At 70.7% G+C, this 25,925-nt stretch carries 17 protein-coding genes; 8 read left to right on the top strand and 9 right to left on the bottom strand.

The features are described 5' to 3' along the window. Positions 1-505: 505 nt before the first annotated feature. The gene (locus tag EF387_RS07860; RefSeq protein ID WP_128375767.1) at positions 506-1,171 is read right to left on the bottom strand and encodes a ScbR family autoregulator-binding transcription factor; all 666 of its coding nucleotides are present in this window, start codon (positions 1,169-1,171) and stop codon (positions 506-508) included. A 213-nt stretch (positions 1,172-1,384) separates the two neighbouring features. Between EF387_RS07860 and EF387_RS07855 the strand changes: the two genes are divergently transcribed. Continuing rightward, positions 1,385-2,614 (top strand): cytochrome P450 family protein, encoded by a 1,230-nt coding sequence (locus tag EF387_RS07855; protein ID WP_128375766.1) that lies wholly within the window; start codon positions 1,385-1,387, stop codon positions 2,612-2,614. A gap of 88 nt (positions 2,615-2,702) precedes the next feature. Here the strand turns inward: EF387_RS07855 and EF387_RS07850 are convergent, their stop codons facing one another. From EF387_RS07850 to EF387_RS07835, 4 genes are read right to left on the bottom strand one after another with little or no spacing between them, the layout of a single operon-like run. Beyond that, the gene (locus EF387_RS07850) at positions 2,703-3,536 is read right to left on the bottom strand and encodes an SDR family oxidoreductase (RefSeq protein WP_128375765.1); all 834 of its coding nucleotides are present in this window, start codon (positions 3,534-3,536) and stop codon (positions 2,703-2,705) included. 19 nt (positions 3,537-3,555) lie between these two features. Then, positions 3,556-4,488, bottom strand: a complete 933-nt coding sequence (locus EF387_RS07845; RefSeq protein ID WP_128375764.1) for a ScbA/BarX family gamma-butyrolactone biosynthesis protein — start codon at positions 4,486-4,488, stop codon at positions 3,556-3,558. After that, positions 4,488-5,171, bottom strand: coding sequence for a 4'-phosphopantetheinyl transferase family protein (locus tag EF387_RS07840; protein WP_128375763.1), 684 nt, complete (start codon positions 5,169-5,171; stop codon positions 4,488-4,490). Before EF387_RS07840 ends, EF387_RS07845 begins: the two co-directional genes overlap by 1 nt. Then, positions 5,131-6,027: a metallophosphoesterase family protein gene (locus EF387_RS07835; RefSeq protein WP_128375762.1), complete on the bottom strand. Its 897-nt coding sequence runs from the start codon at positions 6,025-6,027 to the stop codon at positions 5,131-5,133. The genes EF387_RS07840 and EF387_RS07835 overlap by 41 nt, the downstream gene beginning before the upstream one ends. A gap of 1,177 nt (positions 6,028-7,204) precedes the next feature. On the opposite strand from EF387_RS07835, the gene EF387_RS07830 reads away from it, so the two are divergent. Further along, positions 7,205-8,341, top strand: coding sequence for an ATP-grasp domain-containing protein (locus EF387_RS07830; RefSeq protein ID WP_128375761.1), 1,137 nt, complete (start codon positions 7,205-7,207; stop codon positions 8,339-8,341). 530 nt (positions 8,342-8,871) lie between these two features. Further along, on the top strand, positions 8,872-10,683 hold the full coding sequence (locus EF387_RS07825) for a carbohydrate binding domain-containing protein (RefSeq protein ID WP_128375760.1): 1,812 nt from the start codon (positions 8,872-8,874) through the stop codon (positions 10,681-10,683). 65 nt (positions 10,684-10,748) lie between these two features. Here the strand turns inward: EF387_RS07825 and EF387_RS07820 are convergent, their stop codons facing one another. The 4 genes from EF387_RS07820 to EF387_RS07805 all read right to left on the bottom strand — a co-directional run bounded on the left by EF387_RS07820 (position 10,749) and on the right by EF387_RS07805 (position 18,505). Beyond that, the gene (locus EF387_RS07820; RefSeq protein ID WP_128375759.1) at positions 10,749-11,999 is read right to left on the bottom strand and encodes an alpha-L-fucosidase; all 1,251 of its coding nucleotides are present in this window, start codon (positions 11,997-11,999) and stop codon (positions 10,749-10,751) included. Positions 12,000-12,225: 226 nt separating this feature from the next. After that, complete coding sequence (locus EF387_RS07815) at positions 12,226-15,282, bottom strand: alpha-mannosidase (RefSeq protein ID WP_128375758.1); 3,057 nt, start codon at positions 15,280-15,282, stop codon at positions 12,226-12,228. Positions 15,283-15,326: 44 nt separating this feature from the next. Beyond that, a complete protein-coding gene (locus EF387_RS07810; RefSeq protein ID WP_128375757.1) occupies positions 15,327-16,667 on the bottom strand; it encodes a 6-phospho-beta-glucosidase in 1,341 nt (446 codons plus the stop codon). A 1,088-nt stretch (positions 16,668-17,755) separates the two neighbouring features. After that, positions 17,756-18,505 carry a DeoR/GlpR family DNA-binding transcription regulator gene (locus tag EF387_RS07805; RefSeq protein ID WP_128375805.1) on the bottom strand — a complete coding sequence of 250 codons (750 nt, stop codon included), beginning with the start codon at positions 18,503-18,505 and terminating at the stop codon, positions 17,756-17,758. Between the two features lie 127 nt (positions 18,506-18,632). On the opposite strand from EF387_RS07805, the gene EF387_RS07800 reads away from it, so the two are divergent. The 5 genes from EF387_RS07800 (at position 18,633) to EF387_RS07780 (ending at position 25,866) form a co-directional block, all read left to right on the top strand. Next, on the top strand, positions 18,633-19,643 hold the full coding sequence (locus tag EF387_RS07800) for a carbohydrate kinase family protein (RefSeq protein WP_128375756.1): 1,011 nt from the start codon (positions 18,633-18,635) through the stop codon (positions 19,641-19,643). A 145-nt stretch (positions 19,644-19,788) separates the two neighbouring features. After that, positions 19,789-21,081, top strand: a complete 1,293-nt coding sequence (locus EF387_RS07795; protein WP_238431386.1) for an ABC transporter substrate-binding protein — start codon at positions 19,789-19,791, stop codon at positions 21,079-21,081. Then, positions 21,081-22,046: a carbohydrate ABC transporter permease gene (locus EF387_RS07790; protein ID WP_128375755.1), complete on the top strand. Its 966-nt coding sequence runs from the start codon at positions 21,081-21,083 to the stop codon at positions 22,044-22,046. Before EF387_RS07795 ends, EF387_RS07790 begins: the two co-directional genes overlap by 1 nt. A gap of 14 nt (positions 22,047-22,060) precedes the next feature. Continuing rightward, complete coding sequence (locus EF387_RS07785) at positions 22,061-22,945, top strand: carbohydrate ABC transporter permease (RefSeq protein ID WP_128375754.1); 885 nt, start codon at positions 22,061-22,063, stop codon at positions 22,943-22,945. Further along, entirely contained in the window at positions 22,942-25,866 is a 2,925-nt protein-coding gene (locus EF387_RS07780) for a glycoside hydrolase family 2 TIM barrel-domain containing protein (protein WP_128375753.1), read from the top strand. Before EF387_RS07785 ends, EF387_RS07780 begins: the two co-directional genes overlap by 4 nt. Positions 25,867-25,925: the final 59 nt, after the last annotated feature.

Here is a 25,925-nt window from a genome sequence, read left to right as displayed (position 1 = left end):
TTTTGGGTTCCCTGCCCCCCGCCCGGCCGGGGCGGGGTGCGGGGGCCCCCCCCCCCCCCCCCCCCCCCCCCCCGCGACCTGATCGGACGCTCATAGTGCAAGGACCCCTTGGGCGGGCGGTGGTTTCCTAATTGTCCCAGGTGCGCGGTGGTCTCCCAGGTGTGCGGTGGCGCCTTGGGCGGGCGGTGCGGCTCCGGGCCTCGGTGGATCGCGGGCCCGATGACCGGGCCGCCCGCATGAGCCGAGCCCGGAGAGGCCCGCGGCGCGGCGGAGCCCAACGGAGCGAAAAGGCCGGGTGTCCGGGGGACGGAAAAGGCCGGGTTCCGAGTGGTCCGGGAGGCCGAAGTGCTCTACGGGGCATCGGGTTCGGGGCTCCCCCGGGGCATCGGGACCGGGGCTGGCCGGAGTTGGCCTTCGACGGGGGTGCGATACCCCCGTGGAGTTCTTGTCAGCCCTGGTGCGAGGTGCGTCGGACCCTTCGCCGAAGTGAATCGGGCGCTGTGGATCAGGACTTGGCCGTCGCCAGGGCCAGGGTCGTCTGGGGTGGGACGCGGGCCGAGTCCGAGCCCGCGGGGACCAGCCGGTCGAGTGCGTCGTAGGAGGCCAGCGACGTCAGCTGCACCTGCCAGTACCCGGTGAGCGAACCCCGTGACAGCCAGGCCCGGTTGTCCCTGCCGAGCAGTTCGAACCCGACCGTCCCGGCCACGACGGACGCCGTGATGTCCTCCCGCGAAACCCCGGTCCGCAGCATGCCCTCCCGGTCGGCCTCCACGATCAACCGGGCCACGTGCGTCTGCCACTTGGCGCGCAGCGTGGGCTGGCCGCTGCCGTGGCCGGCGATGCTCAGCTGGTAGCCGGCCTGGACGACGACGTTCTCGCGAAGCAGTTCCGCGAGCGCGTGCGTGGTGTCGATCAGCGCCTGCAGGGCCGGACTCTGGGTGCGCTGGATGTGCGAGGCGCTCCGGCACAGCGTGCGCGACGCCTCCAGGACCACCGCCGAGGCGAGCGCCGCCTTGTTCTCGAAGTGGAAGTGCAACGCCCCTGAACTGACGCCGACCTGAGAGCTGATGGAGGCGAGGCTCGCCCGTTCGTAGCCCTGTCGCCGGAAGGCTTCTGCGGCCGAGTTGATCAGTCGGCTCCGCGTCCTTATGGCCCGTTCCTGTTTCGTCACGAGCGCCTCCTGCGGTCGACGGGATGGGACGGTGTGCCGCGTCGGGTGCGGCACGGTCCATTAAAACCAACCTTCCGGTTTCATATCTATGCCGCGGCCGAATTCGCAGTGATTCCCTGTCGCGAACTCGGCCCCGTTGCAGCGTTCTTACGCGCCGTTAGGCTGCATCTGGCATCGCCACCGCGATCATCCGAAGAGCAGGGGGACTCCGCCATGAAGCTCCAGCACTGCCCCGTCGCCATCGATCCCTCGGGCACCGACGTCCACGGCGAGATCCGCCGGATCCGGGCCCATGGACCGGTCGTTCCGGTCGCCCTGCCGGGCGGCGTCAACGTATGGTCCGTCACCAGCGCCGCTCCGGTCAGACAGCTGATGACCGATCCGAGAGTGTCCAAGGACGCCTACCGGCACTGGCCCGCCTGGATCAACGGCGAGATACCGGCCTCCTGGCCGCTGGCCATCTGGGTGTCCGTACGCAGCATGATCACCGCGTACGGCACGGACCACGACCGGCTGCGCAAGCTGGTCTCCAAGGCCTTCACCGCACGCCGCACGGCCGCCCTCAGACCTCGTGTCGAGGAAATCACCGCGGAACTCCTCGACGGTCTCCAGCGGGTGGCGCCGGGTCAGCCCGTCGACTTACGGGCCGAGTTCGCCTGCCCGCTCCCGGTCCGGGTGATCTGCGAACTGCTCGGCATCCCCGAGGAGGCCCGGGACGGACTGCGCGAGGTCATCGACATCACCTTCCTGACCGCGGTCTCCCCGGAGGAGGTGATGGAGAACGGTCTGAAGCTGTACACGGCGCTCAACGACCTCGTCGAGGTCAAGCGCGCCCACCCCGGGGACGATCTGGCCAGCGCCCTGATCGCGGTGCGCGACGAGCACGGCGAGGACCGGCTGAGCGACCAGGAACTGGTGGACACGCTGCTGCTGATGATCTCCGCCGGGTACGAGACCACGGTCAACCTCTTCGACAACACCGTGCACGCGCTGCTCACCCACCCCGAGCAGCGCGCCCTGCTGGACGAGGGCGAGGTGAGCTGGGAGGACGTCATCGAGGAGACGCTGCGGGTGGATCCGCCCGGCGCCCACATCCCCTTCCGGTACGCCGTGGAGGACATCGAGCTGGGCGATGTGGTGATCGCCAAGGGGGAGCCGATCCTGATCTCGATGGCGGGCGTGGGCCGCGACCCGGACGTGCACGGCGCCGACGCCGACGTCTTCGACGCCAGACGCGCGACCCGGCGCGAGCATGTGACGTTCGGCCATGGGGTGCACTACTGCCTGGGTGCGCCGCTGGCCCGGATGGAGGCGACGATCGCGCTGTCCGCGCTGTTCGAACGCTTCCCGGGGATCGCCCTCGCCGACCCGGACAAGCCGCTTCGGCCGCTGCCGTCGTTCCTGTCCAACGGGCATCAGGAGCTGCCTGTGGTGTTGCGCTGAGCGCAGGGGGTGACACCTCCGCCGACCGCAGGGGGTGACACCTCCGCCGAGCGCAGGGGCCGGTGACACCTCCTGGCGCCGCCCCGCCTCAACCGAAGGCCGCCGCGTGCTCCGCGGCCCAGGTCCGGAAGGTCCGGGCAGGCCGCCCGGTCAGTTCCGCCACGGCCGGCGACACCTCGGCCTTCGCTCCGGCGGCGGTGCGGCCCGCGCTCTCGACCAGGGCCCGGGCCACCGGCTGGGGGTAACGGGTCGTCAAGTGTGCCAGGGCCTGCTCCGGGGTCAGTTCCGCGAAGCGCAGCGGGCGCCCGAGCACGTCGCCGAGTTGTCGCGTCTGCTCCTCGGGGGTGATCGGCTCGGGGCCGGTCAGGGCGTAGGTGCGGCCCTCGTGTCCGGGTTCGGTCAGGACCCGGGCCGCCACCTCGGCGATGTCCCTCGGATCGACACAGGAGTTGGGCGCCATGCCGTAGAGGGCGCGCACCACCCCGTGGGCGCGGATCGACGGGGCCCAGGAGAGGGTGTTCGACATGAAGGCGCGGGGCCGCAGCAGCGTCCAGTCCAGCCCGGAGGACCGGATCACCGTTTCGTTGTGGCGCTGGCGCCGGGTGATGAGGTCATCGGCCGTCTCGTCGGCAACGGCCTGCGCGGACAGCTTGACCAGATGCTGTACGCCGGCCTCGCGGGCCGCGGCGGTGAACCGCTCGTCGTCGGGCTCGACAGGGCTGTTGGTGACCAGGAAGGCGGCGCGAACCCCGGTCAACGCGCGCAGCAGGGCGTCGTGGTCGGCGTACTCCCCCTGGTACACCTCGATCCCCGAGGGGGCCAGTTCCGGTCTTCTCGCCAGGGCGCGCACCTGCTGATGGGGGCCGAGTGCGCGGACCACGGCCGCGCCCACCGTGCCGGTCACTCCGGTGACGAGAATCAAACCGACCTCCGCGACGGGTTCAGGACGTCTTCCAGGGTGCCGTGAAGGTGCAGCGGAAGACCCGGCTCTCGGCCTGGTGCGCCGTCACCTGGATGGTGTCCGGCGCGGTTTCCCGGGCCCGGACCAGGCAGGGTATGCCCAGTTCGGCGTACCGGTCGAAGATGATGCCACCGCGGGCGGGGACGAACGGGACGGGTGCGGCGAGGGCGTGGGCCGCCTGGCGGGCCGCTTCGAGCAGCAGCATGCCGGGGACGTGATCGTTCGGGCGGGCGAAGAAGGTGGGGTGGGAGGGGTCGACCCGTAACTCCCATACGTTCGTGCGGGAGGTCCGTAAGTCACAGGCGTCGGTACGGGGCGTCGGCGCGAGGACGACGTCGCGGTCGTGGCCGCGCCCCACGAGCCACTTCGGCACGCCCGGCGGCACCGTTGCCCCGGCCAGGGTGTGCCGTTCGCCGCGCAGTCGCCGGTAGACCGCGGGGCTCAGGACGCCGATCCGGCCCACTCCGGTGGCGACGACCTGGCCGGAGCGGCGGCGCAGCTCCACGTCGCTGCGCATCCGTGCCAGATGTCCGGCCCGCCGTCCGATCTCCGAGCAGCGCACACCCGCGACGAGTTCGGTGCTCTCGGTGCCGGTACCGGTCCCGGCGCCGGCATCGAGGCGTTCCAGGAAGAAAGTGAAGTCCATGGAGTTCAGCAGGAAGTGGTGGCCGACCGGGACGTCGAACCCCGCGTGGGTGACCAGCAGGGTGATCTGCCGCATGATCTCGACGATCAGCAGGGGATCGTCCCGGTCGCCGTGTACGGGGGTGAAGAAGGGGTGATCGTGGGGCAGCTCCGCGGTCACCACGAAACCGGTGTCGCTGATGCGGCGCCAGCCGGTGGGGAACGCGTCACGCTCACGGGACTTGTGGACGAGTTCCATCCGGGCACCGCTGTCCATCATCACGGCCATCAGTCGTGGGCCACGGTGACCGCGGTGCTCACCAGTCCGTCGCGTACGCTCCAGCGTCCGTCGAAGTGCCCGAGCCGTGCGTCGCCCACGACCGGTCCGGGCACCAGCAGACGGGCCCGGAAGCGCCCGGTGTCCGGTGATATCTCGATGTCCGCCTCGGCGAAGTCCAGCCACCGGCCGGTGAGCGGGAACCACGCCTTGTAGACGGACTCCTTGGCACTGAACAGCAGCCGGTCCCAGTGCACGGCGGGGTGTTCGACGCTCAGCCGGTCGTGGCGCTCCTGCTCGGCGGGGAGCGCGACGGCCTCCATGACGCCTTCCGGGAGCGGGAGATGGGCCTCCGCGTCGACGCCGAGGGAGGCCAGGTCGGCGGATCGGGCGAGCGCGGCGGCGGCGTAGCCTTCACAGTGCGTCATGCTGCCGATGAGCCCGGACGGCCAGCGCGGCGCCCCGCGCTCGCCGGGCAGGATCGGCTGGGGGGGTATGCCGAGTTTCTCCATCGCGCTGCGGGCGCACCGGCGTACGACGGCGAACTCCCGACGCCGTTTCTCGACCGCCTTGGCGACGACGGCCTGCTCCTCGGGGAACAAGATCACCTCGTCGATGCCCTCGGCGTCCTGCGCCGCCTCCGCGCAGAACGTCTCAACGGCCACGACGGAGTCCGGGAGCAGCTCCTCGATCACCGTTTTCGACCTCCATCGGCAGGATGCGACGCAGCGTACCCGGGGGTCCCGGGCGCTTGCGCCACTCGCGGGGGTAGCCCACCGACACCTCTTCGAAGGGAACCGAGTCGAGGTGGGTGGTGCGCGGGATGTGGAGATGCCCGTAGACCATCGCGGCGGCGCGGAACCTGCGGTGCCAGTCGGCGGTCATCCGGGTGCCGCACCACATCGCGAACTCCGGGTGCCACAGCACGTCCGTGGGGTGACGGTCCAGCGGATAGTGGTTGACCAGCACCGTCGGCAGCTCCGGCGGCAGCGTCAGCAGCCGTCCCTCGGTGTGTGCCACCCGGGCCCGGCACCAGGCCTCACGGGTCGGGTAGGGGTCGGGGTGCAGCAGGTGTTCGTCGGTGCATACGATCCCGGTGCCGTGCGCGTAGTCCAGGCCCTCTTCCTTGGACAGACAACCCCTGGGCAGCCAGGTGTAGTCGTAGAGGAGGAAGAGCGGCGCGACGACGACGGGGCCGCCCGGCCCTTCCCAGACCGGGTACGGGTCTTCGGGGGTGATCACACCCAACTCGCGGCAGACGTCCACCAGATGGCGGTAGCGGGCCTCGCCACGCAGGGTGATCTCGTCCTTGGGGTGAGTCCACAGTTCGTGGTTGCCGGGCGTCCAGATCACCTTGGCGAAGCGCCCGGCGAGGGTTCCCAGGGCCCAGCGGATGTCGGCGACGGTCTCCGCGACGTCCCCGGCGACCAGCAGCCAGTCCGCGTCGGTGTGCGGGCGCATCCTCTCGACGAGCGCGCGGTTCTCCGCATAGCCGATGTGCAGATCGCTGATGGCCAGCAGCTGCCCGAACCGGTCAGCCGTCGACTTCACCCTCGCCCCCCTCCGTGCCCCCGACCGCCACCACAACAACACATCCGACCCCGGCGTTCAAGAGCGCCGGCGATCGCGACCGTCCCCGGACGCGCCCCGGTCCGGTGCGCCGCGCACACCGAGGGCGGCTCGATCCAAGTCATCTACGCGTCCGATGAGTTGAACCACCCATGAGAGAGGAGTTGAACCTCCCACGAGAAACGACGCGGCACACGGCACGCCCACGCTCGGCCGCCGCACCGCCCTCCGTACCTGGCCACAGGCCGGTGGCCGACGCGGCGCCGCCTTCTCCGCAGTACGGCGGGGCGCGAGCCGCCTTCCGGAGGTCCGGCGGCGCGGTCATCCGGATCGCGGGCGTCCGCCGCAACAAGGCCCCGGACGGCGGCCGGCATACGGGCGTCACCCGGTCCGGCCGTTCCCAGGGCCGCACCCGGCGCCCGGCCGACCCGTCCTCGCGACCGGCCACCCGCCGTGGCGGCCCCGCTGTCTCCGGCAGGCCGGATACGGAACGGTTCCCACCGAGCACACCGCCGCCCGCCACACCTGCCGATTGCACCGGCACACCGACAGCCACGAAGGGGCCGGGAGACCGGGACCACTGGAAGGCCGGGAAGCCGCGAAGCCGCGGGAAGGCCGCGAGGCCGCGAGGCCGTGAAGCCGGGAAGCCGGGAGGCCGTGGGGAGCCGCGAGTCCGCGAGGCCGTGAAGCCGGGAAGCCGGGAGGCCCAGTACCGCCGGAAGGCCGGGACGCCGGGAAGCCCGGTAGGGCCGGGAAGCTGGGGCCGGGGAGCCGGGAGCCCGGGAAGCCGGGAGCCCGGGAGCCCGAAGCCCCGAAGGCCTCCGGTGACCGGGGGCGGCCGCCAGGGCGCTCCGGTCACCGCCCCGGCCCCGTGCGACGACGCGTTCCCGCGGGCATTCCGACCGCGGTGCTCTCGGTGCGGTGGCGCGCTCGGGGTCCTACCATCGGACCGTCACCACCAGCAGGCGAGCGAATACGCAAGGTGTTTGAAGAATCATTTACACGCCCGTAGCAGAAGACCGGGCCGCCTGCCCTATGATCGCCCCAACACTTCCGTCACCGACTTCCGTTCGCGCACGGCGGTTTCGTGTACCTCCCTTTACCCCTGGCCGGGCACGGCCTGCTTCGCCCTGCCCGCAAACCTTGAAAGGCGGCCTGCATGGGCTCTCGCGTACGCGTCTGGCTCAACCGCACGTACGCGGAGAACGTCTTCTTCATGGACCAACTGCGCGATAATCCGCACGGCCGTCCAGTGGAGATCCATGCGACGCACGTGGATCCCGACTCCCCGGTCCTCGCCGCCGCCGACACGGCGATGCTCGAGCCGGAGGGTCTGTCTCCCGCGGCCTACGTCGAGTACGCGCTCGACCAGTGCGCCCGGCACGGCATCGACGTCTTCGCGCCGGTCGCCTACCAGGCGGCCGTGGCCGCGCACGGCGAGGACTTCGCCTCGGTCGGCACCGCCCTGCTGACGCCGCCCGCGGAGGCGGTGGCCACCTTCCAGGACAAGATCACGGCATATGAGGCCGTGCAAGCGGTGGGAGTCCCGGTGCCGCCGTGGTACCGGGTCCGCGACGCGGACGAACTCGTCACCGCCGTCGAGGCGCTGGAGGCGGACGGGCACAAGGCCTGCTTCAAACCGGCGTCCGGTGCGGGCGGCGTCGGCTTCCGGATCATCACCCGGGCGCCGTTCTCCCTGACGCACCTCAGTGGTTTCCCCAGCCCGTACGTTCCGCTGGACCTCGTGGTGGAGGCGGTGCGCGCCGGCGAACAGCCCGTGGACTGGCTGGTGATGCCGCGGCTCACGGAGCCGGAGGTGTCGGTGGACTGCCTCACCGGGCCGGACGGCCGGGTGCGGATGGCGGTGGGCCGGACCAAGAACGGGCGGCGCCGGGGCTTCACGCTCCACCCGAAGTGGATCGAGCCCGCCCGGCTGACGGCTGAAGCCTTCGGTCTGCACTACCTGACCAACATTCAGTTCCGGCTGCTGGGTGACGAACCCGTGCTGCTGGACGTCAACACCCGTCCGGCGGGCGGACTGCACCAGCTGGCGCAGTGCGGGATCAACGTGCCCTGGGCCGCGGTGCGGCTGGCTCTCGGGGAGGACCCCGGGGAGCTCATGCCGGCGTTCCTCGGCGCGGACTACGCGGTGGTGGCGGGCCCCCGTCCGGTGCGCCCGGTGGGCCTCCCGGAGCAACTCCCCGAAACCCCGGCACCGGCCCAGGCCCCGCTCCCCGCCCTGCACACCCCGGCACCCACAACGGGCGCCCCGATGACCGCGATCGCTCCCGCGTAGCCGAACGCCCCCGCGTAGCCGCACGCTCCTGGCGGCCGAACGGTGCCGCGCGGCCGAACGGTCCCGCGTAGCCGAACGGTCCCGCGTAGCCGAACGGTCCTGCGCGGCCGAACGCTCCCGCGCAAGCCGATCGTTCCCGCGTAGCCGAACGCTCCCGCGCGGCCGAACGGTGCCGCGCGGCCGAACGGTCCCGCGTAGCCGAACGGTCCTGCGCGGCCGAACGCTCCCGCGCAAGCCGATCGTTCCCGCATTGCCGAACGCTCCCGCGCGGCCGATCGCTCCCGCGCAAGCCGATAGTTCCTGTGCAGCCCCCAACACGACCGCCGCCGGCGGGGGTCGGCCGACCGCCGTTCCCACGGTGCGGCCGACCCTCGAGGAGAAGACGAACGGGCCCTCGTTCCGCGCGAGGGCTTCGGCCGTTTGCGCGAGGCCTCTTGACACCGCGATTGGTCCATACCAACTTGGTTGAGCGCTCTCCTCCGGCACGAGCGCGAGCACACTCCCGTACCCCACTCTTTCAGGGAGCACTCGTGCGCCTCAGACCCCTCAGACCGCTCAGATCCTCCGAATCCCTCGAACCCTCCGGATCACTCAGATCGTCCGGATCCCCCAGACCCTCCCGATCGCCCAGATCCTCCAGATCGCCCAGATCCTCGCGATCGTTCAGATCCTCCAGATCTCTCCGACAGCGCGCTCTCGCCCTCCTCGGCTCGGCAGCGCTCGGCCTCGCCGCCGCCGTCGCCCTGCCGGGAACCGCCCAGGCGGCCAACATCCTCGCCAACCCCGGCTTCGAGTCGGGCGGCCTGTCCCCCTGGTCCTGCACGGGCAACCTGGGATCGGTCGTCTCCAGCCCGGTCCACGGCGGCAGCAAGGCCCTCGCCGGAGCGGCCAGTTCGAGCGACAACGCCAAGTGCACCCAGACCGTGTCCGTCCAGCCGAGCACCACCTACAGCCTCTCCGGCTGGGTGCGCGGCAGCTACATCTACCTGGGCGTCGACGGCGGCGCCTCGACATGGACCCAGTCGCCCACCGCGTACAGCCGGCTCACCATGTCCTTCACCACGGGCGCCACGCAGACCAGCGCAACCATCTACACCCACGGCTGGTACGGCCAGGGCACCTACTACGCCGACGACATCAGCCTCGACGGACCGGGCGGCGGCGGATCGGACAGCCAGGCTCCGACCGCGCCGAGCAGTCTGCGCTCCACCGGCAAGACCTCCTCGAGCGTGTCCCTGGCCTGGAACGCCGCCACGGACAATGTGGGCGTGACCTCGTACGACATCTACAGCGGTGCCAACCGGGTGCTCACGGTGTCCGGTACCAGTGGCACCGTGAGCGGGCTCTCCCCGAGCACCGCGTACTCCTTCACCGTCCGGGCACGGGACGCGGCCGGGAACACCTCGCCCGCCTCCAACGCGGTCAGCGTCACCACGGATCCCGGCACCGGCGGTGGCACGGGATTCAAGCAGGCCGCGCCCTATCTGTACCTCGGCTGGGGCGATCCGCCGAGTGCGCCCTCGGTGATGAGCGCGACCGGGGTCAAGTGGTTCACGCTGGCGTTCATCCTCTCCTCCGGCGGCTGCAACCCGGCCTGGGACGGACAGCGCGCGCTGACCGGCGGCAACGACCAGGCGGTCATCAACTCCATCCGTGCCGCGGGCGGTGACATCGTCCCGTCGATCGGCGGTTGGAGCGGCAACAAGCTCGGCCCCAACTGCTCGACGGCCGAGGCGCTCGCTGGCGCGTACCAGAAGGTGATCGACGCCTACGGACTGAAGGCGATCGACGTCGACATCGAGAACACCGACGAATTCGAGAACCCGACGGTCCAGGACCGGATCCTCAACGCGCTCAAGATCGTCAAGGCGAACAACCCGGGCCTGCGCACCATCATCACCTTCGGCACCACGACGACCGGCCCGACCTACTGGGGCAACCGGCTCATCGAGCAGGCCAAGGCGCTCAATGCGAACATCGACGTCTTCACGATCATGCCGTTCGACTTCGGCGGCGGCGCCGACATGTACGGCAACACCGTGAACGCGACGGAGGGTCTCAAGACCAAGCTCAAGTCGACGTTCGGCTGGGACGACGCCACCGCCTACGCGCACATCGGCATCTCCGGGATGAACGGGCTCAGTGACCAGCAGGAGCTCACCAGCCCGGCGACCTGGACCCAGATCCGGGACTGGGCGAACGCGCGTCACATCGCGCGGCTCGCGTTCTGGTCGGTCAACCGTGACCGGCCGTGCCCGGGCGGCGGTGTGGTGGCGAACTGCTCCGGCATCAGCCAGAGCAACTGGCAGTTCACCTCCATCACGGCCGGCTTCACCGGCTGAGCCGCGCGGTTTCGTTCGCTCCGGCGGCGGCCGGCCCCGGGAGGGGCCGGCCGCCGTCGGCACGTTCAGAACCGGCCCGAGCCCCGGTACAGCTCCAGCTCACCGTCCAGTTCGACGGCCAGCACCGTGGCGTGCGGGTCGAGGTCGGCCTGCGCGGGCGGTTCGATCCACAGCACCCCTACGGCCTCGTGCAGCCCGCCGACGACACGGTGGGCGAGCTCCGTGCCGGTGCCGAGCACGGTGACCCTGCGGACGGCGGTGGCTAGGCCCCGTACCCCGATGTCGGCGCGCGGGACGTCGAACAGGGTGAGGTAGAGGGTGCGGCGGTCGGCGGAGAGGGTGCTGGGCCCGTAGTGGTGCCCGGCCGGGAGCCCGCGCACCGTGCCGTACACGGCCTCGGAGTGTCTGGAGATCCACTCCCCCAGGCCTTCGAGACGCTCGACCTGTGCCTGCGGGATGGTGCCGTCCTCCATCGGTCCGACGTCGAGGAGCAGGTTGCCGCCGCCGCCGATGGTCTCGGTGAAGTAACGGATGATCTGGTCGAGCGACTTGTGGTTGTGGTCGTGGTGCTGGTAGCCCCACGAGTCGTTGATCGTCAGGCACAGTTCCCAGGGGCCCTCCGGCGGCACGACGGGAGCGCCCTGCTCGGGGGTGGCGTAGTCGCCCTCGCTGAGCATGCGGGCGTTGAAGACGACGTGGGGCACGTACGAGCGGATGAGCGCGGCGAGTTCGGGGATGCGCCACTGCTCCTCGCTGCGGTCCCACTCTCCGTCGAACCACATCAGGTCGGGCCGGTAGCGCGAGGCCAGTTCGTGGATCTGGCCGTCGCGGTAGGCGATGAACCGCTCCCAGGCGTCCAGGTCCTCGTGCTCGGCGGCGACCTCCGAGTAGCGGTTGTCCTCCAGCTCCGGCGGGCGGCCGGGCTTGCGGGTGGAGGCGTAGTCGGGGTGGTTCCAGTCGGAGTGCGAGTAGTACAGACCGACCTTGAGGCCCTTCTCGCGCAGGGCGTCGGCGTACCCGGAGAGGTAGTCGTGGCCGAGGTTGAGGTCGCCGTACGCGGTGTCCCACAGGGCGACGCCGTCGTGGTGGCGGCTGGTGAGGACGGCGTACTTGGCGCCCGCCCGGGCGAACAGGTCCGCCCAGGTCTTCGGGTCGTAGTTGGCGGCGGTGAAGCGGTGGAGCTGGGACATGTACTGCTCGTGGGGCACTATGTCGTCGTAGAACGACCAGGACTCCTGGACGCCGTCGACGGCGTAGATCCCCCAGTGGACGAAGATCCCCAACTTGGCGTCGGTGAACCAGGGTTGCATGGGCATTGCTGAACTCCTCGGCGAAGCTGAGAGTTTCACGAAGCAGCGAACTTCACGGGGCCGGTGACCACTCCACGCAGGTGGCCGATGCCCGGACGGCGGCAGCGGCTTTCGACTACTGGCCCGCCGGCGCACCGGCCCCTCGCGGGACCCCGCGGTGGGGTTCTCCGAAGCCCACCGCGGGGTCCCGCCCGATCGGCGGCGCCCGGCCTCTGCCGCCTGCTCGCCGGCCCTATCGGCCGTTGTCGGCACGCTCCAGACGGAGCGTCAGGACCTGGAACGGGCGCAGTTCCACGTCGACCCCGCCGTTCCCGTCGGTCTCCACCCGCTCCAGCGGTCGCTCCAGCAGATCGGTGACCTGGGCGCCGGCGAGCGGGAAGCCGGCGCGCAGCACACCCCGGGCCCGGCCGCCGCGGGACTCGTAGATCCGGACGACGACGTCGCCGGACTCGTCGTCGGCGAGCTTCACCGCCTCGACCGTCACACCCTCACCGTCGACGGACACCACCGGCTCCTGGGCGCCCGCCGCGTCCGCCACGCGCAGCGGCAGGTTGAGGGCGTAGCCCTCGGCGACCGCGTCGCCGATGGTGGCGCCGGGCAGCAGCGCGTAGGTGAAGCGGTGGCGGCCCTGGTCGGCCTCGGGGTCCGGGATGCGCGGGGCGCGGACCAGGCTGAGCCGGACCGTGGTGGTCGTGCCGCCGTCCTCGCGGACGGTGCGGGAGACGTCGTGGCCGTAGGTGGAGTCGTTGATGACCGCGACGCCGTAGCCGGGCTCGCCGATGTGCACCCAGCGGTGGCCGGACACCTCGAAGCGGGCCGCCTCCCAGCTGGTGTTGGTGTGGGTGGGCCGCTGGATATGGCCGAACTGGATCTCCGCGGACGAGTGCGGGGCGCGCAGGTCGACCGGGAAGGCGGCCTTGAGGATCTTCTCGGCCTCGTGCCAGTCGATGTCCGTCTCGATGTCGATACGGGGGCTGCCGGCGCGGACCGTGATCGTCTGCGTGATCCGGGAGCCCTTGCCGAAGGCCCGCTCGACCTTGATCGCGCCGAGCAGCGGCCCTTCCTCGGTGACGGTGACCGACTCGGCGTCCAGCAGGTCCGTGTACCGGTTCTGGTAGTGCTTGTCGATGTCCCAGGCGTCCCAGTAGTTGGGGAGGTCGGTGTGCAGGCGGAGCAGGTTGCCCTGGTCGGCGAGGACTTCGCGGTCGGCACGCAGGTCGCGTACGGAGGCGAGGGTGCCGTCCTCTCCGATCTCGACGCGGACGAGGCCGTTGTCGAGGACGCGGCCTGTGACGGTCACGGGCTGTGGGGCCTCACCCGTGCCGAGGGGGGCGCTGCCGTTCGCCGGGACCTCGGTGTAGACGGGCGTGCCGTCCGGGGTGCGGACGACCTCGGCGCGGGGCTGCGGGCTGGTGTTGAACACGCGCGCCGCACCGCCGCCGAGCGCGGCCACCGCCTCCCGCGTCAGCTCCTCCAACTCCCCCGCCACACGCGCGTATTCGGCCTCCGCCTCGCGGTGCACCCAGGCGATGGACGAGCCCGGCAGGATGTCGTGGAACTGGTGCAGCAGGACCGTCTTCCACAGGCGGTCCAGCTTCTCGTACGGGTACGCGTACCCCGGTGCGTGCAGCGCGGCCGTGGTCGCCCACAGCTCGGCCTCGCGCAGCTTGTGTTCGCTGCGGCGGTTGCCCTGCTTGGTGCGGGCCTGGGAGGTGTAGGTGGCGCGGTGCAGCTCCAGGTAGAGCTCGCCGTTCCAGACGGGGGCGTCCTCGTACTCCTCGCGCGCCGCCTTGAAGAAGGAGTCCGGGTGCTCCACGACGACCTTCGCGGAGCCCTCCAGGTCGGCCAGCCGCCGGGCCCTCTCCATGATCTCGCGGGTGGGGCCGCCACCGCCGTCGCCCCAGCCGAAGGGCGCCAGGGAGCGCGTACCGCCGCCCTTCTCCTGGTAGTTGCGGACGGCGCGGTCCATCTCCTCGCCGCTGAACCGGGCGTTGTAGGTGTCGACGGGCGGGAAGTGGGTGAAGATCCGGGTGCCGTCGATGCCCTCCCACCAGAAGGTGTGGTGCGGGAACTTGTTGGTCTGGTTCCAGGAGATCTTCTGGGTGAGGAACCATTCGTTGCCGGCGAGCTTGGCGAGCTGCGGGTAGGCGGCGGTGTAGCCGAAGGAGTCCGGCAGCCACACGCCCTTGGTCTCGACGCCGAAGTGCTCGATGAAGAACCGCTTGCCGTGGATGAGCTGGCGGGCCATGGCCTCACCGCCGGGCAGGTTGCCGTCGGCCTCGACCCACATGCCGCCGACGGGCGCCCACTGTCCCTTCTTCACCGAGTCCTGGATGCGCGCCCACACGTGCGGGTAGTTGTCGCGCACCCACTCGTACTGCTGGGCCTGTGAGCAGGCGAAGATGAAGTCCTCGTACTCGTCGGCGAGGGCCGTGACGTTGGAGAAGGTGCGGGAGGTCTTGCGCTTGGTCTCCCGGATGGGCCACAGCCAGGCAGAGTCGATGTGCGCGTGGCCGACGCCGGAGACGGTGTGGGCGCTGGCGTGCGCGGGCTTGGCGAGGACGGGGGCGAGCACCTCGCGGACGGCCGCGGCGCTGCCGGAGATGTCGTCCAGGTCCAGGGTGTCCATGGCCCGGTCCAGGGCGTGCATGATCTCGTGGCGGCGCGGCTCGTGCTGCTCGAGGTGGACCATGAGCTCGGTGAGCACCTGCAGGTCCAGGTCGAGGTGCCAGACGTTCTCGTCGAGTACGGCGAGGTCGGCGCGGCGGAATGTGTACAGCGGCTTGTCACCGGCGGTGAGGACATCGCCGAGCGGGGTGGGGGCGGAGAAGTCGTTGGCGAGGATGTCCGGGTTGGAGGCCGCCTCGACGAGGTAGTGGATCTCCTCGCCGCCGGTGGCCGGGTTGCCGATGGGCACGTACTGGTTGAGGGGGTTGACGGCCTTCAGCGGGGTGCCGTCGGTGAGGTGGACCAGGGCCTCCGCCTGGTTGCCGGGCCAGTCGCCGACGAAGCCGAGGTCGATGACGGCCTCGACGCGCTTGCCGGCCCACTCGGCGGGTACGATCCCGCGCATCCGGAACCAGGTGGTGCCCCAGGGCGGGCCCCACGGGGTGTCCATGGCGAAGGGCTCGTACGGGGCGTCCGCTGCCTCCTCGAAGGGAACGGGCTCGCCCGGCGCCTGCCAGGCCTCCACCTCGAAGGGCACGGAGGCGGCGTAGAGGGCGGGCTTGATGCGCTGGTCGTGGATGCGCCGGACGCGCTCCTCGATCCGGCGGCGTTCGTCATGCATGAGTGGTTCTCCTCGGGGGCTCTGCGGGCGGCGAGTACGCGGGGTTACTTCAGGTAGGCGAGGCCGGGGTGGACGGCGGTGTAGCCCTCGACGAGCCGTCGGGCCACGTTCACGGAGTCGACGAGCGGGTGCAGTGCGAAGGCCTTCACCGCGGTGGTGCGGGAGCCGGACTCGGCCGTGGCGAGCACCTCCCGCTCGACCGCCTTGACCGCGCAGACCAAGCCGGTGGCGTGGTCGGGCAGCGGATCGACGGTGACGGGGTGCGCGCCGTTGGCGTCGACCAGGCAGGGCACCTCGATGACGGCGTCGGCGTCCAGGACGGACAGGGTGGCACGGTTGCGCACGTTCAGGATCAGAGTGGTGCGCTCGTCCCTGGCGATGGCCCGCATCAGGGCGAGCGCCACCTTCTCGTAGCCGCCGGAGAGGTCGTCGGCCTCACGTTCGCCGGCGCCGGCCGCGTCGCGGTTCTCGGCCATGTACGTGGCCTCGCGCTCGGCGCGGGTGCGGCTCCAGGTGTGCAGGGCCGCCGCGTCGGGGCGTTTCATCTCCTCGTAGAACCGCTGCTGCTGGTCGCGCAGGAAGGCGCCGCGGGTCTTCTCCGCATCGCGGTAGGCGCGGACCGCTTCCCGGTTGAAGTAGTAGTAGTGCAGGTATTCGTTGGGGACCGCGCCCAGGGACTGCAGCCACTCCGGCCCGAAGAGCTTGCCCTCCTCGAACGACCCCAGGAGATCGTTGTCGGCGAACAGCCGGGGAAGTTCGTCCCGCCCGGCGACGCGCAGTCCGCGCACCCAGCCCAGGTGGTTCAGACCGACGTAGTCGATCCACGCATCCTTGGGGTCGTGCACGCCGAGCACGCGCGCGATACGGCGCCCCAGGCCGACCGGGGAGTCGCAGATGCCGATGACACGGTCCCCGAGGTGGCGTGACATGGCCTCGGTGACCAGTCCGGCGGGGTTGGTGAAGTTGATGACCCAGGCGTCGGGGGCGAGCCGGGCCACGCGCCGAGCGATGTCGACGGCGACCGGCACGGTGCGCAGCCCGTACGCGATACCGCCCGCGCCCACGGTCTCCTGCCCGAGGACACCTTCCGCCAGCGCCACGCGCTCGTCGGCCGCCCGCCCCTCCAGCCCACCGACACGGATCGCGGAGAACACGAAGTCGGCGCCGCGCAGTGCCTCGTCGAGGTCCGTGGTGACACTCACCTCGGGGGCGTCGGGGACGCCGTCCGCCTGCTCGGCCAGCACTCGGGAGACCGCGGACAGCCGGTCCGCGTCCAGGTCGTGCAGCACGACCCGGGTGACGCGGCCTTCCCCGCGGTCCCCGAGCAGCGCTCCGTAAACGAGCGGCACCCGGAATCCGCCGCCACCCAGAATCGTCAGCTTCACGCGACTACCACCTTCACTTCGAGTCCCACGCTACGTGTCCCCCCGACGGGTTTTCGCCCCCGCCGCCCTTACCCGTCCCTCCCCCAGGGGCTGCGCCCCTTCGACCCGCCAAGGGGGCTGCGCCCCCTGGAACCCCCGAGCGGACTGAGGGCCGCCCACCGGCCTGTTTCCGGGTGCGGACCACGTGCGACTGGTCGCGCCCACGCGGCGGAGCCGCACATCGACGCAGCCCCGCACCCCCAAAAACCGCCCCGACAGCCACCACCGCACGGCAAGATCCCTGCCGCACCGCGCCAAGCACCAGCCCCCACCGGCGGGCAGCCGCCCGCGCGGGGAAGGGGACGTGCCGGTTTCTCCCCCCACGGCCCGGCAGCGGCCACCGCACGGTATGGGGCCTGCCGGGCTGGACGAAGCGCCGGCCCTCACCGGCGGGCACCCGCCCGCACACGGAAGGGAACGCGCCGGAAGACATGCCGCACTTCGCCGAACGCCGGCCCCCACCGCCCCGCAGCCGCCCGCACGCGAAAGGGGACGTGCCGGTTTCTCCGCCCGCAGCGGCTCGCGGTCGGAAGGGAACGCGCCGGAAGACATGCCGCACTTCGCCGAACGCCCGCCCCCACCGCCCCGCAGCCGCCCGCACGCGAAAGGGGACGTGCCGGATCCTCCGCCCCCACGGCCCGGCAGCCGCCACCGCACGGCAAGACACCTGCCGCACCGCGCCAAGCACCAGCCCCCACCGGCGGGCAGCCGCCCGCGCGCGGAAGGGGACGTGCCGGTCTCTCCGCCCGCAGCGGCTGGCGGTCGGACAAGCCCGACCCCACGCCCGACTCGAATCCCGCCAGACCGAGGACGGAGAATCCGGCGCGGCCCCGACCCACCCACCGCCGTCAGGCGCACCAGCCACGGACGACGAGCACCCGCCTCCGAACCCGAGCCCACACCAACGACCCGCGCCGATGCGACCCCAACCACCCCGACGACCCCGACACCCCTAACGACCCCGTCCCCGGCACCGGCCCCGGCACCGGCCGCGGCACCGGCCCCGGCCCCAAGGCCCCCGGTCAGCCGCCGGCAAGGCGGAAGCACCCTCATCCCGCCATCACCCGCACCCCCGCGTCCTCCCAGACAGCCCGCATCCCCCCAGCAGGCGGCACATCCGTCACCACGACGTCCAGATCCTCCGGCCCGCACACCTTCGCCATGCCCGTCCCGGGAAACTTCGCCGCGTCCGCCAGCAACGCGACCCGCTCGCCCGCCGCGATCATCGCCCGCTTCACCGGGACCTCGACGACCGTGGTGTCCATGACCTGGCCGCCCGGCCGCACCCCGCTGGTGCCGAGGAAGACCCAGTCGGCGTGCAACTGGCGCAGGTTGTCCTCGGTGAGGAACCCGACCAGCGAGCGGTACTCGCGGCGGACCATCCCGCCGAGCAGCACCAGCTCGATGCCCTCGTCGTCCACCAGTTCCTCGTACACCACCAGATTGCTGGTGATCACGGTGAGCCGCCGTCCACGCAGTTGCCGGGCCAGCCGGTACGCGGTCGTTCCGATGTCGAGCAGCACGGACTGACCGTCCTCGACCAGCGAGGCGGCCCGCGCGGCTATGACGTCCTTCGCGGCGACCCGCACCTGGGCGACCTCGGCGAAGGGCTGGTCGCCCTCCTCCGCGACCGCTCCTCCGTGGACACGAGTAAGCAGCCCCTCCTCCTCAAGTCTCACCAGGTCTCGGCGAATTGTGGCGGGGCTCACACCCAGCTGGTCCGAGAGATCGGTCACGGCCGCCGGGCCGCCGGACCGCAGGGCCCGGAGGATGAGTTGGTGTCGTCGCTCTGCCAGCACGCCGTGAACACTACTCGTCATTTTCAATCATTTCCATGAGCAGATCTGATTGACTATTGCCAAATTTCCGGATGGCGCGCACGATCCTGTGCACACCAATGCATGTTTTTGACGAGAGGACGCGTCCGTGGGTGAGGAACGGCCACCAGACGTACTGCTCACCGGGCTGCTCTTCTATGACCTCGTGCTCACCGGGCTGGGCAAGCCCCCGACGCCGGGTGAAGAGATCTGGACCGAGGGCATGGGAGTGAGCCCGGGCGGTATAGCCAACCTCGCGGTGGCCGCGGCCCGCTTCGGACTGGACACCTCCCTGGCGACCGTCTTCGGCCATGACTTCTACGGCTCGTACTGCCGTGACCTGCTCGGTCGTCAGGAGGGCATCGACCTCTCGCTGTCCCGCACCGCGGACGGCTGGCCCACCCCGGTCACCGTCTCGCTGGCGTACGACCACGACCGGGCCCTGGTCACCCACGGCCAGGAGCCGCCCTTCTCGCAGGACGAGCTGGTGGGCGAGCCGCCCGAGGCGCGCACCGCCCTGGTGCACATCGAGGCCGAGCCCCGGCAGTGGCTGGCGCGGGCCGCGGCGAACGGCACGCAGATCTACGCGGACGTGGGCTGGGACCCCTCCCAGCGCTGGTCGGAGGACCTGCTGAAGCAGCTCTCCCTGTGCCACGCGTTCCTTCCGAACGAGACGGAGGCGATGGCGTACACCCGCACCGACAGCGCGGTCGCCGCCCTCGGCACGCTCACCGAACTGGTCCCGGTCGCCGTGGTCACCCGCGGTGGCGAGGGCGCGGTGGCCGTGGACCAGACGACGGGCGAGTACGCCGAGGTGCCCGCGCTGGACGTGCGGGTGGTGGACGCGACGGGCGCCGGTGACGTCTTCGGCGCGAGTTTCGTCGCGGCCTCGCTCGGCGGCTGGCCGCTGGCCGAGCGGCTGCGTTTCGCGGTGCTCGCGGCCGGCCTCTCCGTGCGCCACCACGGCGGCGCGCTCGCCGCGCCCGGCTGGTACGGCATCGACCGCTGGTGGCGTTCGCTCGACGACTCCGAGCTGAAGAAGGCGTACGGCTTCCTCGAGGACCGCATCCCCGAGGACCCGGGCCCGCCAGTGCACCACGCCCCGGTGACCCCGTCCTGACGTCACCCCGCGCAGGTGCCTCCCTTGGAACGCGCACCCGCTCACTCCCCCGGTGACGCGTTCCGTTCGTTCCTCCCCCGACTCGCGCGTACCCGTGCACGCCGGCTGACGCGCGTCCTTCCCCCACTAGAACACCCGAAAGGCGGTGGGAGCTGTGCTCTCACGACGAGGCCTGCTCCACGCGGGCCTGGCCGGTACGGCCGCCACGGCGCTCGGCGGCCTGGCATCCGGCTGTGCCGTGCCGACCGGTTCGACCGGCCGGAACATGGTCCTTTGGTACTGGAGCGGTGGCCTGAGTCCGAAGGTCGTGGACGAGGCCAAGGCCCGCTACGACTCCACGGTGAACCTCCAGGCCGTCCAGATCGGCGGTTACTACCGCTCGAAGCTGCTCACGACCATGACCGGCCGCGCCCATGTCCCCGACATCGCGGGACTGAAGGGCGAGGACATGGCCTCGTACCTGCCGAACTCGTCACAGTTCGTGGATCTGCGCACGCTCGGCGCCGACCGGCTCAAGTCCCAGTACCTGGACTGGAAGTGGCAGCAGGGCGTGGCCGACGACGGCACCCTCATCGGCTTCCCCATCGACGTCGGTCCGGTCGTGCACTTCTACCAGTCCGATGTCTTCGAGAAGGCAGGGCTGCCCTACGAACCCGAGGACGTCTCGAAGGAGATGGGTACCTGGGAGCAGTACTTCGCGGCCGGTGAGCGGCTCCAGAAGCGGATCAAGGGCTCGTCCCTGCTGATCGACATCATGGCCGTGTACGACAATTCGGTCAACCAGGGCGCCAAGCGGTACGTCGACAAGGACAAGAACTTCATCGGCGACCAGGAACATGTGCGCACCGCGTGGGAGCGGGCGGTGGAGGCCAAGCGGCGCGGGCTGCTGTCCAGCATCGTCAGCGGTACTCCGGACGCCAACTCGGCTACGGAGAACGGAAAGTTGCCGAGCCAGCTGGGGGCGTCCTGGGCTGCGGGCGACCTGAAGCTCAATGTGCCGAAGACCAAGGGCAAGTGGCGGGTCGCGAACTGTCCGGGCGGTCCGGCCAACAGCGGCGGGTCGTTCCTGGCGATCACCAAGGCCTGCCGGGAGCCCGAGCGTGCCTTCGAGATCATCACCTGGGTCCTCAACTCCGCGAACCAGGCACAGGGGTTCGTCGACGCGGGCCTCTTCCCCTCGACCCCGGCCTCGTACGAGATGAAGGCACTGCGGGCGCCCGACGAGTTCTTCGGCGGGCAGATCACGATGGACGTCTTAGGGCCCGCCGCCGAGAACATCCCGGTCGCCTACAACAGCCCCTACGACGTGGCGCTCCGACAGCCCATCGTGGACGAGATCAAGAACGTGGGCGCCCTCGGCAAGGACCCGAAGAAGGCCTGGAGTGACGCCATGAGCAAGTGCCGGCGCATCGCCGATCACCTGGGGGTGAGCTTCTGATGGCCACCGCACCCACGGTCGACAAGCCGCCCGCGGTCGCGCCCGAGGCGCCCGCCGTCCACCCGAAGAAGGGCGTCCTGAGCCACTGGCGGCTTTACCTCGCGATCTCCCCCTTCTATCTGCTCTTCCTCAGCTTCGGCCTGATACCGGTCGGTTTCTCGCTGTACCTGTCCTTCCACCGCTGGGACGGCCTCGGCTCGATGGAGTTCGCGGGGCTGTCGCAGTACCAGTACCTGCTGAGCGACACCGAGTTCTGGGGCTCGATCGGCAACACCATCGTCATCTGGGCGCTGGCCACCTTCCCCATGATCGCCCTGGCGATGGTGACGGCCGTGATGCTCAACTCGGCGGTCCGCTTCAAGAACGTCTACCGGTTCGCCTACTTCCTGCCCAACGTCACCTCGGTGGTGGCGGTCGCCATCATCTTCGGCTCGGTCTTCTCCACCAATTTCGGCCTGGCGAACGCCCTGTTGCAGGCGATCGGGCTGGACCAGGTGGCCTGGCTGAACACCCCTTGGGGCATCAAGGTCGCCATCGGCACGCTGATGACCTGGCAGTGGACCGGCTACAACGCGATCATCTTCCTGGCGGGTCTGCAGACCATCCCGGGCGAGCTGTACGAGGCGGCCCGGATGGACGGCGCGGGCCCCGTGCAGACGTTCTTCCGGATCACGCTGCCGCTGATGCGTCCGGTGCTGCTGTTCGTGATGGTGATCTCCACCGTGACCGGTCTGCAGAGCTTCACCGAGCCGCAGGTGCTGCTGCAGACCACCGCGAACGACTCCACTTTCTCGGGCGGCCCCGACCACGCCGGCCGCACGATGGTCCTCTACTTCTTCCAGCAGACCTTCGACAACAACGACTTCGGCTACGGGGCCGCGGTGGCCTGGGGCATCTTCCTCGTCGTCGTTCTCTTCTCGATCATCAACTGGCGCCTGGTGCAGCGCCGGGACGAGGAACAGTAGGGAGGTACCGGAGCATGGCAACCATCCAAGGCGTCAAGCCTTCCCGCCGGCCGGGCAAGCCGGCCAAACCCATCAAGGGCACCCGCGGCCGGGGCATCGCCCTGCACGCGGTGCTCGTCATCGGACTGCTGCTGTCGACGTTCCCGTTCTACTGGGCCGTGATGATGTCGACGCATTCGTCGACGGAGATCTTCTCCTACCCGCCGAAGCTGCTGCCGGGCTCTCACTTCCTCGAGAACGTCCGCAGCCTCTTCGACAACATCGACTTCTTCGGGTCGATGGTCAACTCGCTGATCGTGGCGGTGTCGGTGACGGTGCTCGTGCTGTTCTTCGACTCGCTCGCCGCGTTCGTCTTCGCCAAGTTCGAGTTCCCGGGCCGCCGGACGCTGTTCGCGCTGATGATGGCGATCTTCATGGTGCCCGCCCAGCTCTCGGCCATCCCCCAGTTCGTGATCATGGCCCGGATCGGCTGGATCGGCACGATGACCGCGCTGGTCGTCCCGGCCGCCGCCAACGCGTTCGGCATCTTCTGGATGCGCCAGTACATGAAGGGCGCGATCCACGACGAACTCCTCGACGCCTCCAAGCTGGACGGCGCGGGCTTTTTGCGCCAGTACTGGCACGTGGCGCTCCCCGTGGTGCGGCCGGGGCTGGCGTTCCTCGGCATCTTCACCTTCATGGGCCAGTGGAACGACTACGCCTGGCCGCTGATCGCCCTGACCAACCCCGACAACGTGACCCTGCAGGTCGCGCTGTCCCAGCTCAACGGGGTGCACGGCACCACCGACTACGGGATGGTGATGACGGGTGCGCTGCTGGCGCTGATCCCGCTGCTGATCGTGTTCGCGGTCGGTGCCCGGCAGATCATCGCCGACCTCGGCAAGGGGGCCATCCGGTGACGGCCGATCCGCTGCTCGCGCTGCGCCCCTGGGAGACACCCGAGGTGACCTACTGGGAGCGGCTGCCCATGAACGCCGTGGACCGCCGGGAGCAGGCGGTCACGCTCGACGGGCCCTGGCGCTTCCAGCTGCTGCCCAAGCCGTCCTCCGCTCCGGGCCCCGACTGGTCGCTCACCCAGGTGCCGGGTGCCTGGACGCTGCAGGACACCGACGACCTGCCGCAGTACACCAATTACCGCATGCCGTGGGGGGAGTTCCCGCCGGCCTCGCCCGCCGCCAACCCGACCGGTGTCTACGAGCGTGAGATCGACGTGCCCGCCGAGTGGGCCGGGCGCCGCATCGTGCTGCAGGTGGGCGCCGCCGAGAGTGTGCTGCTGGTGCATGTTGACGGGCGTCCGGTGGGGCTGTCCAAGGACTCCCACCTGGCGGCCGAGTTCGACCTGTCCGGCGTGCTGCGGCCGGGCGGGCGGGCGACCATAAGGCTCACCGTCATGAAGTGGTCGGACGCCTCGCACATCGAGGACCAGGACCAGTGGTGGCACGGCGGGATCACCCGCCCGGTGCTGCTGTACGCGACGGATCCGCTGCATCTGGCCGATGTGGCCGTACGGGCGGGGCTCGACGGTGGACTGCGGGTCGACTGCCGAGTGCGGAACGCGGACGGGGCGCTGCCCGGCGGCTGGTACGTGTCGGGTGAGCTGGACGGGCAAGTCCTCGAACAGGACCGGGAGTTCGACCGGTTCAACGTGGAGGACGCGCGGGTCTCCGACTTCCTCGGCGAGGCCCGGCTCACCGCCGTCGTCGCGGGGGTACGGCACTGGACCGCCGAGACGCCCGCGCTGTACGGCCTGACGGTACGGCTGCACCGCGCCGACGGCTCCGTCTCGGACACCTCGCGGCACCGGATCGGCTTCCGCGAGGTCGAGATCCGCGGCCGGGACCTGCTGGTCAACGGCGAACGCGTCTTCATCCGGGGCGTCAACCGGCACGACTTCCACCCGCTGACGGGACGGACCGTGTCCTACGACGACATGCGCGCCGACCTCGTGACACTGAAGCGGTTCGGCTTCAACGCGATCCGCACCGCGCATTACCCGAACGACCCGACTCTGCTCGACCTGACCGATGAACTGGGTTTCTACGTCGTCGACGAGGCGAACATCGAGTCGCACGACCACGCCCACGAGATCGCCGACGACCCGCGCTACACGGCCGCGTTCGTGGACCGGGTCTCCCGTATGGCGCTGCGGGACAAGAACCACCCGTCGGTGATCATCTGGTCGCTGGGCAACGAGTCGGACTACGGAGCGAACCACGACGCGGCGGCCGGCTGGCTGCGCCGGCACGACCCGACCCGGCCGGTCCAGTACGAGGGTGCTGCCAAGCTCGACTGGGCCGATCCGTCACTCGCCTCCGACATCGCCTGCCCGATGTACGCGCCGGTCGAGGACTGCGTGGCGCACGCCCTGTCCGGCAAGCAGACCAAGCCGATCATCCAGTGCGAGTACTCGCACGCCATGGGCAACAGCAACGGCACCCTCGCCGACCACTGGGCCGCCATCGAGTCCACCCCGGGTCTTCAGGGCGGCTTCATCTGGGAGTTCTGGGACCACGGCATTCTCCAGCGCGTGAACGACGGAAGACCGGCCGGGCGCGCCGGCGCGGGCCTCTACGACAACGGTGTCGCCGCACCCGGCCACCGCTGGGCGTACGGCGGCGACTTCGGCGAAACGGTCCACGACGGCGCCTTCATCGCCGACGGAGTCGTCTTCCCCGACCGCACCCCCAAGCCCGTGATGTACGAACACCGGGAGATCGCGGCGCCGGTACGGCTGGAACTCCGGCACGGCGAGGCCCTAGTGGTCTCCAACCACCAGCACTTCCGGGGGCTCGAGTGGCTCGCCGCCGAGTGGGAGCTGTCCCTGGCGTACGGCGGCACACTCACGGCGGAGGCCGAGCTGCCCGCGCTCGGACCGGGCGAGTCCGCCGCGGTGCCCCTGCCGTTCACTGTGCCGGAGGACGGCGGCGAGGCATGGCTGACGCTGCGGGTGACCACGGCCGAGGACGAGCCGTGGGGGCCGCGGGGCACCGAGGTGTGTGTGCCGCAGGTGCGGCTGCGGGCGGGCGGGCCCGCGCCGGACGAGCCGGCCCCGGACCGGGCTGTCGTGGTGGACGAGGCCGGGCTGCTGGTCCATCCGCTGCTCACGGCCGCGCCGACGCTGTCCCTGTGGCGGGCGCCGACGGACAACGACGAACTGGGCGGGATGGCGGCCCGCTGGCGGGACTGGGGGCTCGACTCCCCGGTGCGCAGGCTCGTGGACGTAACGAGCGCGAACGGCCGTGTCACCGTGGTCGCCGAGTACGCGACCGGCGCGGGCACCGTCCGCCACGAACAGGTCCTCACCCCGGTCGAGGGCGGGCTGCGGATCGAGGAGTCGGCACAGTTCCCGGAGGGTCTTGACGACGTGGCGCGCGTCGGCAGCGTCTTCGAGACGGTCGCCGGGCCGGACACGCTGGAGTGGTTCGGGCAGGGTCCCTGGGAGAGCTACCCGGACCGCAGCGGGGGCGCGCCCGTCGGACACCACTCGGCCGCCGTCGACGCGCTGTTCACCCCGTATCTGCGTCCACAGGAGAGCGGCGGCCGGTACGGCGTCCGGCACTTCACGCTGTCGGCGCCGGACGCCACGGGGATCGCGGTCCAGCTGGACGAGCCCCGCCAGGTCTCGGTGACCCGCTACCGGGCCGCGGACCTGGCCTCAGTCGCGCACCACGACGAGCTGGTGCCGCGGCCCGGCTGCGTCGTGCACATCGACGCCGCGCACCGGGGCCTGGGCACCGCGTCCTGCGGCCCCGACACCTCGCCGTCGTATCTCGTCCCGCCGGGCACGCACCGCTGGAGCTGGACGCTGCGCGCGCTGTGACGGCACACGAACCCCACCCCCCGCCACCGACGATCCCCTTGTCCTCCATAACCATCCCG

Origin of the sequence: Streptomyces cavernae (assembly GCF_004023625.1) — a bacterium.
Classification (GTDB): Bacteria; Actinomycetota; Actinomycetes; order Streptomycetales; family Streptomycetaceae; genus Streptomyces; species Streptomyces cavernae.
This window is presented reverse-complemented; position numbering and strand designations above follow the sequence as displayed.

What these genes read in the sequence shown, in the direction of transcription:
- EF387_RS07855 (WP_128375766.1), top strand. Translation starts at nt 1,385, where the DNA reads ATGAAGCTCCAGCACTGCCCCGTCGCCATCGATCCCTCGGGCACCGAC.
- EF387_RS07845 (WP_128375764.1), bottom strand. Translation starts at nt 4,488, where the DNA reads ATGGCCGTGATGATGGACAGCGGTGCCCGGATGGAACTCGTCCACAAG.
- EF387_RS07830 (WP_128375761.1), top strand. Translation starts at nt 7,205, where the DNA reads ATGGGCTCTCGCGTACGCGTCTGGCTCAACCGCACGTACGCGGAGAAC.
- EF387_RS07820 (WP_128375759.1), bottom strand. Translation starts at nt 11,999, where the DNA reads ATGCCCATGCAACCCTGGTTCACCGACGCCAAGTTGGGGATCTTCGTC.
- EF387_RS07815 (WP_128375758.1), bottom strand. Translation starts at nt 15,282, where the DNA reads ATGCATGACGAACGCCGCCGGATCGAGGAGCGCGTCCGGCGCATCCAC.
- EF387_RS07790 (WP_128375755.1), top strand. Translation starts at nt 21,081, where the DNA reads ATGGCCACCGCACCCACGGTCGACAAGCCGCCCGCGGTCGCGCCCGAG.
- EF387_RS07785 (WP_128375754.1), top strand. Translation starts at nt 22,061, where the DNA reads ATGGCAACCATCCAAGGCGTCAAGCCTTCCCGCCGGCCGGGCAAGCCG.